Origin of the sequence: Verrucomicrobium sp. BvORR106, from assembly GCF_000739655.1 — a bacterium.
Lineage (GTDB): Bacteria > Verrucomicrobiota > Verrucomicrobiia > Verrucomicrobiales > Verrucomicrobiaceae > Verrucomicrobium.
The window spans coordinates 16,304-28,206 of record NZ_BATR01000133.1 but is presented as its reverse complement, the minus strand read 5'-3'; the positions used below and the strand labels follow the sequence as shown (position 1 = coordinate 28,206).

Below are 11,903 nucleotides of genomic sequence, written 5' to 3'. Positions count from 1 at the left end.
ACAATGAACTAGCAATGACACAAAAGAGCGTCGGCAGGCCGACGCCTGAATGGACTAGAAGCGGATGGTGATGCCACCTTCCAGGACGGAGCCCTGGGCGTCATCAAGGCCGCCCACGGCGTCCTGGCCGTAGTAGTAGCGGTAACCCACGTTCAGGCTGGCGGCTTCGGTGACCTTGAAGGTCAGACCGGCCTTGGCCTGAGCGGCGAAGTTCCATTCGTCGCTGGAGGTGAAGTCGGTGTTAAAACCGCCCACGGAGTCGATCTCGGCTTCGCTCCACACGAGGCCAGCGCCCCCACCGATGTAGACGCCGAGGCGGTCGGTGAGATCAATGGTGTACACCACGTTTGCGAAGATCGGAACCTGACGGAATTCACCGTCCACGTCTGCGTGCAGGCCGCGGTAGGAGCCTTCTGCACCGTCCACGCCGATGTAGCCGGATTCCAACTCAACGGCGAGGCCGTTGCCGAAAGAGTAGCCGACTGCTCCGAGGATGGAGAATCCAGTGTCGAATTCGAGGTTGGCTCCGTATGCGCCGACATCGTCAAGCCAGACGGCACCGCCGTTAAGCGAGAAGTACAGGCCGCCAGCGGGAGCGGGCTCGAGCGGTGCGGGAGGAGGGGAGACGGGAGTACCAGCGAAGCTGGACGCCGCGAGGGTCAGGCTGGCCAGGGCGAGGAGGCTGTTGCGAACGATTTTCATGTTTCGTTGGGTGTTGTTGTTTCCAGTTTGGTTGTTTCCACCGGAGGACGGAACCCGTCCGCCAGTAGCGGACAATGATGGGCAAATTAAAGGTATGCGCAATGGACATATTTGAATTTTTTCCTGATGATATGTGAGACCAAATGCCTATTGATATCGTATATCTGCCTTCCCGTGATAGGTCCCTGAGTATCGCATGGGGGCGTGAACTCGCTGAAAGATGCAAACCGTCCGGACGTCCGGAGTTATCCCGCCAGCCCGGCGAGGGCGATCGTGAGGCATCCTCCCGGTGGAAAATGTTGGAGGATAGTACCGTTGCGGCGTGATCCGGCGCTGCGACTTGCCTCTGGGGGATTTTGGGCGATCATGCCAGTGGTCTAAGATCGTGTGGCTTTTCTCAAAGGGCTTTCAACTTGAAGAGTCGAAGGGAAGTTTCCTTCGGCTGAAGCATCGTCCCAGTCTTCTGATGTCTGTGGGGTTTGTGGGGTTTTCCCTGTTGGGATTGGGCTGTTTGATTCCGATGGAGTGGGGGAGCTTCTTTGCGGCCTTTGTGATGGGGTTTCCCAGCTTGATGATGGCTCCGCTCCTGTGGGAGGAATGGCAGGAGGTCAACATCCCGGCCCGGGGTGGAGTGCTCCAGTGGCGCGATGGATTGAAGCGAGGTGAACTGGTCGCGGATCGTGTAAGAGCGGTGATGGTGGACTATGACGTGACGCCCAAACTGCACAAAGGAGCTGGCCGCACGGCCTATGTCAGGGTGTGGGCGGCGGATGGTGATAAGGTGGATGCAGGGCTGAGCTACCCGTGGGTCTATCTCTTCAGCTATGCGCCCAATGCTTATCCTGCAGATGAGGTTGTGAAGATGCTGCAGCAGAAGATAGATGCGCTGGGATACACCAGGGAGTTCGACCGAGAAAAGGGTCGTCCATCCTCCTCCGTCAAACCAACGCAGCGGTAGATGATCATTTGTCTGCGATCTGCAGGGGCTGAGCTGCGTGTAGGAATCCATCCAACTGTGGATCAGTGCTCCTGGTCATGTGTTCTTTCAGTTGTTCCACAAGCTTGACAGCATCATTGCGATAAGCCGGATCGGCAATGACGTTGACGCGTTCGTTAGGATCCTTATCAAGGTCGTACAGGGCCAGGGGGATGCCCTTCAACAACTGGGTGACCCTGGCTTCGATCTTGGGGTCGGATTTGGCCGCTTCCGCCAGGGCGCGAAAGCTCAAGCCTGACATGGCTTCGACTTTGAAGTCTCGCGGGCCTCCGGACCAGGCCGAGAAGATCAGGGAACGGCTTTTGGTACGTATGCACCGCTGGGGAAAGCTCTGGCCGCTGGAGACGGTGTTGACGTGGGTGACGACTGCCTCCCGGTTGGGCTGGCTTTCACCGCGCAAGAGAGGAGTCCAAGTACGGCCATCGAGCCCTTCTGGAAGAGGTACTGAGAGAAGCTCCAGCAAGGTGGGCAGAAGATCTACGCTGCTGACGAACTCCTCGTGGACAGCTGGCTTGGTGAGCGGGTGATTCGATGGAAGCCTTAAAATGACGGGGGACCAGGTGCCATTGCGGTAAACGGTGGCCTTCGAGAAAGGGAAGGACATGCCGTGGTCAGAAAGAAAGACGACCACTGTCCTGTCCTCCTGTCCTGAGTCCTTCAGTGCAGCGAGGATCCTGCTGAAGCTCTGGTCCAGCCTGAGGACGCTGCTGTCATACTGCGCCACTTCTTTGCGCACATCGGGAACATCCTCCAGGAATGAGGGAACCTGTGCCGCCTCGGGCTGAATCGGAGTGATGATGGCTTCATCCTTGTCGGTATCTCCCTCCGCATCGGTGCCAGCAGTTTTGGGATTCTTTGCTGCCTGACGCTTCTTGCCTCCGCCAGCCTTGGTGGTGCCGTAGAAAGGGCGGTGGGGATCAGTGATGTTGGCGTTGATGAAAAAGGGTTTGCCGGTCTTGCTGGCTTCCTGAAGGGCTGTGGCCAGGTCTTTGCCAATCTGGTCGGGATTCTTTCCTGAACCGTCCGCCACACTGTTCCATGGGAACTTGGTCCGCGGTGCCATGTGCACGACCTTGTTGATGCAGGCGGCAAAGTAGCCCTGTTGTTGAAGAATCTCCACGAGGGTGGGGACATCCTCCCGAACGGGATTGAAACCCAGGGCACCGTTGCGGTGAGGCACGCGACCGGTCATGAGCGCTGACCGCGAAGGCTGGCAGATGGGCGCGGTGACATGGTGGTTGATAAAGCGATGTCCCGTTGCCGCAAAGGCGTCCAGATTCGGAGTCTTGATGACAGTGTTCCCCATCCAGCCCGGGGAGTCGGCGTTCATGTCATCGGCCGTGATGATGAGCAAATTGAGCTTCTGCGGCTCTGCCGCGTACGCTCGTGGCTGGAGCGCCCATAGGGCCAGCAAGGCCAGCAAGGCCAGCAGGGGGACAAGGAGCGAAGGGCGAAAGGGGCGTGATCGATTCATGGGCAGGGGGCTGAGAAGTCTTCCAGAAGGCCTGGAGGCGCTCTGGAACGTCAGACTGCCGCCGATGTTTCATCGAATGCCGGACCAGAGGGCCGAGGTGGGCTCTGCGAGACGCTGGCCTCCTTACCGCTAGTGACCGCCTTTAAACAAGAGCCAGAGGCCCGGTAGGATCATGAGCCCCGCCCAAAGGGCCCACTGGCCCCTCATGTCCTGCTCGACTGTCAGTGTTGACGCGGCGGCATCGCTGAGAAAGGCATTGATGGCATTTACTGCTTCCCTCGGAGTCTTCACGTTGAATCCATCTGGGGAGCGGGTGAGGGGGATCGTGCCAGAACTGGTTTTCAGGACGGCTTTGGTTCGGGTGATCATCTGCCCATCTTCATACCGCTGACTCTCCTCGAGATCTGCATTGAGAATGGAGCCAGGGGCCAGATCAATCGTGTGAGTGCCAAAGAGACGCGTTGACTGAAGCCGGGCTTGAACCTGACCCTCTTTCCTCTCACAACTCAATACTGTGCGCTCGCCCTTCCATGCGTAGAGGCCTACGGCTACTGCCACGATGACCGAGAAGTAAATGACGCCTGCCCGGGTGGGTACAACGGAGGACATGCGGCTGCGAGGGATTCGAGATGAAGGGTCAGTGAGTGGGGGAGTCAGGCTTGCTCCACCCAGAAGGCCTCATTTCCCGCCCAGGCGTACATGGGTGGACTTGGCTACGTCGGGCTGCTTGGCCAGTGATCGTTGGAAGTAGCGCCTGATGGTGTCCAGACGGACGTGTTCGGAGGTTGCAGTCAGGTCTTCGCCATAGTTGGCCAAATCATTGTGCTGGAGTTTGAGCCCTGTTTCGCTAGCTGTGCGGCTGGATTTGACCGGGGCGTTGGAGGGCTGCCCACCGAAGACATCCTGAACCTGGAGCATCCAGGCTTCCGTGCCATCTGACGAGAAGACGTACCACGAGGGGATGCGGGCCGGTTCTGACTTGGTTTCCAGGACGCGCCGTTCTGCCACCACCACGTCGTGCTTCTTCACATCCCACGCATTATTCCGGAGCACCCCGACTTCCAGTTGGGTGCCGTTCCAGCGGACGCGGGTGGGGTTGAGATTGCGACCATCGTCTTCGAAGTCCCACACCTGATTCTGGATGTCGGCCGGGAAGTTCTTGATGCGCTTGGGCGTGCCGGTCTTGGCCAGCTTGTAAGCCAGTTCACCCACCACGGTGGTAGGCGTGACGTATTTGAGGTCATCACTGAAGAAGTACCAGGCGGTGTTGGGGCCGGAAAAATTGAGCCTGACCACCCCCACGTCCACAAAGGCGCTATCGTAGGGAGCGCTGGCACGTCCGCTGGGACTCAGTGAGACCATGTTCTCTCCAGTGAACTGGAGTCTCTTGAGGGTGTTCGTCCCGCGGAGTTCCCAGATGGTACCTTTGATGCTGGAGGCAAAGGCGTCCACCTCAGGGTACGTTTTGCTCGTGAATGCGCCCGGCGTCTGTGCCCGGGTCGGCAGTGCCATCGCCGTCAGGCAGGCCACAGCAAGGAAAGCAAAGGCACCAGTGGAAAAAGTCGGGAGATGCATTTGCAATGGCGTATCAAAAAACGCTGCGTCAGGCAAGCGGGGAACTGGGAGGGGGGCTGGAGAATTGCTTTCCGTACCTCTTTTTGGGGATGGCTCTCTCCGGCGATTTCTGGCTCGCGATCGAGCGATGCGGCATTGATAGGTGCACTTTCCAGAGTTAGAATGCCAAGTTCGCTTCACTCCACCGTCCCCCTCTTCATGAAAAGTCAGAAACAGAGAAACCGCTCCCCAAGGTCCTTTAAGCCAGGAAATGGGTCGGGGCACTGGAACGGTGGTCAAGGTGGTGGCTTTATCCCGGCACCCAATCCGACCTCGAAACCCGCGGCCAAGGTGAAGAAGAAGGTGGAGGCGACTGAGACGGAAAGATCCGAGGCAGTCGCGGAAGGCTCAAAGCCCGCTCCAGGCGCTGAAGCCTAGGTTTCCCAAGCCAGTTGAGGCAAATCCGCTCGCTCCTCTCAGGGCGAGCGCCCAACAAGCGTTTGGCGTGCTTTCCTCAGGAGAGTGGCGAGCCAAGGAGTTTCATGAAGCTTTTGGCAAATTCCGGGCCGACGCCGGTTTCCTCGTGCTTGAAGTAGATGAAGGCTTCAGACCACGTTGAAGCGTCTCTCTTATCATGTACAAACTTCGCCCACCGTTTGAGGTTGGCAGGCTTGTAGTCCTCCCGACGGAGACGCAGATACCCAAAATCTGCGGTGGTCACGCAGGGTGTTTCCAGGTCCTCTGACTCGGCGAGGCAGAGGGCCGCGCCGTGTTCTGACAAGATGCCATACACGTCGTCGGTAAACCAGGACTCGTGGCGAAACTCAAACGCGAGTCTTCGCGGACTGGAGGCATCTTGTGCTTTGGAGGACTTTTTAGGTGGGTTCAGAGATTTCAAGAAGGATTGCAGGCGGGCGGGATCCGTCTTGAAGGTGGGCGGCAGCTGGAGCAATACGGGTCCGGTCTTGGGTCCAAGTCCTTGCACGGACTCGAAGAAGGACTCCATGACGTCCGAGCAGTCCTTCAGCTTTGCAAAATGGGTCACCTTCTGTGGAGCCTTCAGGGCAAAACGAAAGGCATCGGGAGTTTCATCGTGCCAGCGCTGGATCGTCTTGGTGGAAGGGGTGCTTCGGAAGGTGTAGTTGATTTCCGTGGAGCCGAACTGGGACGAGTAGTAGGTCAGCATTTTGGCCAATGACAAGTCCGCAGGATAGAATTTGCCTTTCCATTCAGGGTATTGGAAGCCGGACGTGCCGGTTCGGACTTGGGAGGATGTCATTGTGGAATGCGTGAGAGGGGAAATGTCGAACACCTGCGGCGGAATCACTACAGAGTTACTTCCAGCCGTTCTTCTGAATCGTAGCGACGAGTTGGTTGCGATACTCGATTTCAAACTTGGTGCCGTCTGGGTCAATGTGCTCAAGCACGCGAAGCAAGCGCAGGCTTGCAGACTCGAAATGAGGATTTGCTTGCACAAGCGACCTCAATTTTGCATAGGCGCGGACCAGCTCCCCGTTGCCTGCAAGGAAGATGGCGTGTTGTTCGCGAAAATAGGGGCTGTCGTAGTATTCCGTTTCGATCAATTGCCAGAATCGTTTCGATTGAGCTGGGTCACCCAGAGAGTTTGCAATCAGAATGGCCATGACGGGGGACGGCATGCCTCCCGTCACTCGTGAATAGATCTTGGTGAACATCTCCTCAATGCCGTCTTCTTTTGAGGTTCCCACCTGGGACATGAGCTTGCCATAGATCTTGTGACTTTCCTCCCGGTCCCCAGTGGGTTCAATGTGGAGACAGTCCGCGAGAAGTGTCAGGTACCGGTGATTGTTCGGACTCTTTTCCACGGCGATGCGCGCATAGTGCTGTGAGTGCCCACCCTCGTAGCCTTCCGCAAGATACGCCCATGCTACTGCCGCCGCATATCGCGCCTTTTCTTCGGCGCAATCCTCGTTGCAGGAGGTGCGCTCCAATACGTCCAATGCTTGTGACGGTCGGCGGGTTGCGGTGAGATAGTTGGCGACTTGCCATCCACTCAGCGTGCCTTGCAATAAATCGAAGATGCATTCCAGTATGATGTCTCTCTTTTCCCACGGCGACTTTGCCTTAGTCCAATCTTCAAAGGTACCGTTAAGGCCTTGATGCGCTTTCATGACCGCGTGGGTCTCTGGGTGATTGAGGGGGATCGTTAGAGGTCCGGTATCGATGACGGCGTCAAAATAGATTTTGTTTCTCTCCCACGCCTCATCAAATTCTTGTTCAGGTGTGATCGTGATCTTGGCAGCCGTGTTGGATGCCGGGGAGGAGGATTTGAACAGGTTGCTGAAAAAGCCCATAGGTCGTCTGCGAGGATCGTGTTGGGAACCTCGGATGCTCATTCTATCGAGTCAAGAAAATCCAAGGTGTGATGACATCGAGAAAAAGACATGGGGGCTACCCTGTGGCCACGGTGGCTCAGCAGAGAGCGTCGCCGGGAGATGTGAGGTGGGTCACTTTTTCTGGAGCAGGGGGCGCAGCGTATCCGCGTGACGAACAACATAAGCTGCCAGCATCCACTCGACGCCGGGACGGCCATCGTCCGGTTGTGATTTTGACCATGCATCGAACAAGGCGTCTTCCTGTTCCCAGTAGTTGGGTTTCATGGCCTTCATCTGCTTCAGTCTTTCTTCCTGCATAGCTGCGGGACCTGCTTCACCAAAAGGCTTGCACATGGCTGCAAGCCACGACGCAGCCTGCTTGTCCCCAATCGCTTCATAGCCTTTCTTCACCCATGGCAGGTAGTCTCCTGTGGGGTTCCCCAGAGCCTGGCCAACGCCACCGTTGGAGCTGTCTCCCTCAAAATAGCTGATGGAAAAGTAGATCTTGGCGGGTTCAGGAAGCGTGGCAAAAGAGGTGGGTTCATTAAAATCACACAGGCGGTCGTAGAGCCCGGTCAGGCCCGCGGCTGCCAGAAGGACTTCTGCCCAGTTGCTGCTGTCCTGTGGCGTTGCCTTGACCCCTGCCTCTGCAAGCGCGATGGCGCGAGCGGGAGCATGGGCAGCCAGGGCCTGTACGGCCTCGGTGTAGCCGCGGCGGATGGGATAGGCGGAATTAGGATCGTGGGCTGTAGCCTGCCATGCTGCGAGCAGGGGCTCGAGTTGCTCAAGTGGGATGGTCAGACAGGCACTGTTGCAGCCCGTCAGAATGTCTACGATGTGCGGGTTGCTTGCTGAAAGGAGCTTGTCGCTGAGAAGGGTGCGTCTGGCGACTTCCTTGTCCAGATGCGGCAGGAGACGGATGGCATCATCTTGTTCGTGACTGTCTTTGATGCACCATCGTGCGACGCCTTCTGCCAATCCTTTCCTGTATGAATCTGTCGCATTGGCCAAGTGACATCCGTAAAAAATGCCCGGCAAGGCGTCCGTTCCGTCCGAATCATCTGCAAGGGCCCGGTTGATGAACGGAACGATCTCAGGCAGGCCGGTCCGCGCCAGCTCGGTCACCATGCTGGAGCGGGTGAGGCTTGGGATGGCCTCGTAGTGTGCCGTCATGTAGGCGATGTCCTCCTTGGCTTTTGGCGACGAAACCCAGCTGCGGTGTGCTTCGGTGGAGTTGTCCGGGCCGGGTTGATACTCTCGTTCGTCGTAAGCACGGGTGATGGCCCGCATCCGGCTGGCATCCAGCTCACTGGCCATGAGCACTGGGGCGACGAGACAGCCCGCAAGTGCTGCAGTAGCTATCTGGAAGAAGAAAAAGACTGGTTTCACAAATTCGAGGCCGGGAAAACCCCAGGGGGTTGTTGCTGAATTCGTTGCGCGAGACGGACCGATGGTGAGCCAGCGCCAGGCCATTGTCCACGGGACTGTTCCGAAAAAATAATTAATTGCTTCGGTTCTATTCGTGGGTTGCGTTGGGGCATGTCCTCCGCCGAAACGTCTGCTCCCTCGCCGAATCTCTTTTTTGAGACGATCAACGCGTATCAAAGAACAGCTGCGCTGAAGGCGGGGGTGGAGCTTGGAGTATTCACCGTCCTGGCGGCGGGCGTGGCAACCGCAGAGAGGGTGGCAGAAAGCTGTCAGTGCCCCGTGCGGGGCATTCGCATCCTCTGTGACTCGCTGGCCATCTTTGGCTTTCTAAACAAGGTGGACGGCAGGTACTTGCTGACCCAGGACTCGGCGCTGTTTCTGGACCAGAACTCTCCCGCCTATCTGGGGGGCACCCTGCAGTTTATGCTGGCTCCCAGCATCACGGAGGCTTTTGGCGATCTGGTAGCCACGGTGCGGAGCGGTCGCGTGCACACTTCCAACGACGGCACCACCGCACCGGACCATCCAGTGTGGGTGGAGTTTGCCAAGGCCATGGCACCCATGATGCAGGGGCCTGCGGCCGCTGTTGCAGCAGTCGTACCGCCGGTTCAGGTGGATGGTACTCGTCAGGCCAAGGTGCTGGACATCTCTGCCAGCCATGGTGCGTTTGGCATCGCATTTGCGCGGCAGCATGAGGGCGTCCATCTCGTCGCTTTGGACTGGGAGGCCGTGCTGGCTGTCACAGAGGTAAATGCGATCTCTGCAGGATTGGGAGATCGGTTTAGCAAAATTGTAGGCAACGCTTTTACCGTCGAATTGGGGACGGACTACGACGTGGTCTTAGTCCCGAATTTCCTGCACCATTTCAACACGGCAGACTGCACCCGGTTTCTGCAGCGCGTGAAGGCTGCGCTGCGTCCCGGAGGACGGGTGGTGATCGTGGAGTTTGTGCCCAACGAAGATCGCGTCTCCCCGCCACCTGCAGCATCCTTTAGCCTGGTGATGCTGGGAACTACCCCAGAAGGGGATGCTTACACTTTTGGGGACTTTCAGAAGATGCTGGCAGATGCCGGCTTTCATGGGGCGGAGCTTCATCCCTTGCTGCCCACGGCGCAGACCGCGGTGATCGCCATTGCGTGAAACGTCGCGTCGGCACCGGATGCGGTCCAAGTGAGGTATGCGCCTTTTGCGAACTTGGTGGCGCATTTCGAGAAGTGGGATTCTAAAGCAATCCTGGGGTGAGCTGCGTTGTTGTCACCATATGAACGGATTTGCCTCAGAAGTGTTTTCACGTTTCATCGGTGGTGTGGCGAGCAGGGTGGGGGCCGTGTGGGAAAGGTGGATGGGCGTCCCCCACCGCCTTTTCCGGGCAAAGTCTCTCCGGGTACTGCCATTGATCATCGTGTTCATGGGGGCGGTGGTGTCCGGGGCCGATTCGGCGGCACCGGAAAACTATGCCCTCGCCTTCAATGGTCGTGACGATCAGGTGGATTTGTTCATGGCACCGCTGACAAAGCAATGGACGGTCTCGGCCTGGATCAAAAAGGAAGGGCCCTGGGTGGGAGATGAAGTCCTTGTTGGCAGCGGCTGGATCACCAATAAAGGATGGGAGGACTATCCGCTCTGTGTGAGCAACGGGCGTCTCGGCGTGTATCGCACCGGTTTATTTGCCAGGGAGACTCCTGGGCCAGGATGGCATCATGTGGCCTCCCGGTGGGATGGGGAAACCACCACCTTATTTCTTGATGGCAAGGTCATCATGCAAAAGCAGGGTGGCGGACCGATTTGTCCAGCCTTTCTGGGATCCGACAACGGCAAGGAGTTTTACAATGGGCTCCTGGATGAAGTGCAGATCTGGGACAAGGCTCTGCCAGATTCGCTGATTCAACATTGGATGAACCGACCGGTCGATCTTACGCACTCCCTTCGCTCCCACCTCGTCGCTTACTACCGCTTTGACGACCTGGCGACAGATGCCACGGACTACAGCGGAGACAACAAGGCGGACCGCAAGATTCACTACAAGAGCAAGAGCGATGGTAACGGACCTTCCTATGTGCGGAACGACAACCAGGATTTTGTCTCCGGGGCCAGCCCGATGCGTCTCGTCTCCAGTAGTGCCGCGCGCACGACTCTGGGGGCGCGCCCCGGCGACAAGGAAGTCGAGTTGCTCAAGATAAAGGTCAATGTCGAGGGCCACGAGAAACCGCTGCGCTTGAGTGCCCTCAACCTCAGTCTTTCCAGGTGCAGTGGTCTTGAGGGCATTGAGAATCTGCATGTGTACCTGCTGGGGCCGAATGCCGAACTCGACATAAAGCAGCCCTACAGTAGCGGTAACATAGTCCCAACCACGAAGATCACGCTAAAAGATGAAAACGCGGAGGTTCTACGCCCGGGGATCAACTACGTGGCTGTCACTGCGGATCTCAAGGCAACCGCAGAACCTGGCCAGATACTGCATGTGGAGTGTGACTCACTGTCACTCTCCGGGCAGGTGGTGAAGCCAGTGCACGTGGGCAGTGACGATGGCAGGACATTGCTGCCAGTCAAAAAGGATCCCGGGAAGCTTAAGGTTCTGAACTGGAACATATGGCATGGTGGAATCGAGAAAGGGCGGGACGTCGGCCCGAGGCAGATTGTGGAGATCATCAAGGCGAGCGACGCGGATGTGGTGACGATGGTTGAGACCTACGGATCCGGGCCCTGGATTGCTGAACAACTGGGATTTAATTTTCACGAGACAGGACCAGGATCGAACCTTTCGATCCTGTCGCGGCATCCCATCGTGGAGACATACAAGTCAAAGAAGAGCAGTTTTCAAAGCACGGGGATCAAGGTGAAACTTGAGGATGGGAAGGAGGCGCTGGTGTGGTGTGTATGGCTGAGGTACTGGCCCGGGAACTACGTCCTCACCCAGCACCTTCGTAACTATGAGACGGTTGAAGAGTGGTTGGCGGGGGACAGCAAGTATCCGGTTGCAGACATTTGTGAGATTCTGGAGAAAGACATCAAGGCGACGCATGACGGCAAGATGCCGCTCATTGTGGCCGGTGACTTCAACAGTTGCTCACACCTGGACTTCACCCAACGTGCCGCCGCAGCGGGGTTGCATAGTGGATGGGTGGTGGATTTTCCAACCGCAAAGGAGATGCTCGCAGCGGGATTCAAGGACAGCTATCGTGAGGTGAATCCAAACGAGGTGACTCATCCGGGAGGCACCTGGGCTGCCATCTACAAGTGGTGCCGTGACTTCCGCATCGACTTCATCTACTACAAGGGTGATGGGGTGCGGGCTTTACGATCGAGGACGATTGGTGAACACACAAACGCGGAGGTGTTGTGGCCTGGGGACCACGCTGCGGTGCTCACGGAATTCGAGGTGAAGTGATGCGTG

General features: G+C 57.5%; 10 protein-coding genes. 3 read left to right on the top strand and 7 right to left on the bottom strand.

Features of this window, described 5'->3' with window-relative positions:
- Nucleotides 1–54: 54 nt before the first annotated feature.
- Nucleotides 55–702, bottom strand: a complete 648-nt coding sequence (locus BV106_RS24950) for an outer membrane beta-barrel protein (RefSeq protein ID WP_050027938.1) — start codon at nt 700–702, stop codon at nt 55–57.
- 466 nt (nt 703–1,168) lie between these two features.
- Between BV106_RS24950 and BV106_RS24945 the strand changes: the two genes are divergently transcribed.
- On the top strand, nt 1,169–1,660 hold the full coding sequence (locus BV106_RS24945; protein ID WP_038169218.1) for a hypothetical protein: 492 nt from the start codon (nt 1,169–1,171) through the stop codon (nt 1,658–1,660).
- Nucleotides 1,661–1,664: 4 nt separating this feature from the next.
- On the opposite strand, the gene BV106_RS24940 is transcribed toward BV106_RS24945, so the two are convergent.
- From BV106_RS24940 to BV106_RS24910, 6 genes are all read right to left on the bottom strand, one after another.
- Nucleotides 1,665–3,173: a sulfatase gene (locus tag BV106_RS24940; protein ID WP_051946303.1), complete on the bottom strand. Its 1,509-nt coding sequence runs from the start codon at nt 3,171–3,173 to the stop codon at nt 1,665–1,667.
- 129 nt (nt 3,174–3,302) lie between these two features.
- Complete coding sequence (locus BV106_RS24935; protein WP_038169216.1) at nt 3,303–3,782, bottom strand: hypothetical protein; 480 nt, start codon at nt 3,780–3,782, stop codon at nt 3,303–3,305.
- 69 nt (nt 3,783–3,851) lie between these two features.
- Nucleotides 3,852–4,748, bottom strand: coding sequence for a hypothetical protein (locus BV106_RS24930; RefSeq protein ID WP_038169214.1), 897 nt, complete (start codon nt 4,746–4,748; stop codon nt 3,852–3,854).
- A gap of 493 nt (nt 4,749–5,241) precedes the next feature.
- The gene (locus tag BV106_RS24920) at nt 5,242–6,006 is read right to left on the bottom strand and encodes a DUF72 domain-containing protein (protein WP_038169210.1); all 765 of its coding nucleotides are present in this window, start codon (nt 6,004–6,006) and stop codon (nt 5,242–5,244) included.
- A 55-nt stretch (nt 6,007–6,061) separates the two neighbouring features.
- Nucleotides 6,062–7,060, bottom strand: a complete 999-nt coding sequence (locus tag BV106_RS24915) for a hypothetical protein (protein ID WP_038169209.1) — start codon at nt 7,058–7,060, stop codon at nt 6,062–6,064.
- A gap of 153 nt (nt 7,061–7,213) precedes the next feature.
- Nucleotides 7,214–8,470: a DUF4375 domain-containing protein gene (locus BV106_RS24910; RefSeq protein WP_265596049.1), complete on the bottom strand. Its 1,257-nt coding sequence runs from the start codon at nt 8,468–8,470 to the stop codon at nt 7,214–7,216.
- A 150-nt stretch (nt 8,471–8,620) separates the two neighbouring features.
- Between BV106_RS24910 and BV106_RS24905 the strand changes: the two genes are divergently transcribed.
- Both BV106_RS24905 and BV106_RS36220 read left to right on the top strand, forming a co-directional pair.
- Nucleotides 8,621–9,649, top strand: a complete 1,029-nt coding sequence (locus BV106_RS24905) for a methyltransferase (RefSeq protein WP_038169206.1) — start codon at nt 8,621–8,623, stop codon at nt 9,647–9,649.
- A gap of 121 nt (nt 9,650–9,770) precedes the next feature.
- On the top strand, nt 9,771–11,897 hold the full coding sequence (locus tag BV106_RS36220) for an endonuclease/exonuclease/phosphatase family protein (RefSeq protein ID WP_265596048.1): 2,127 nt from the start codon (nt 9,771–9,773) through the stop codon (nt 11,895–11,897).
- The last annotated feature ends 6 nt before the right edge of the window (nt 11,898–11,903 follow it).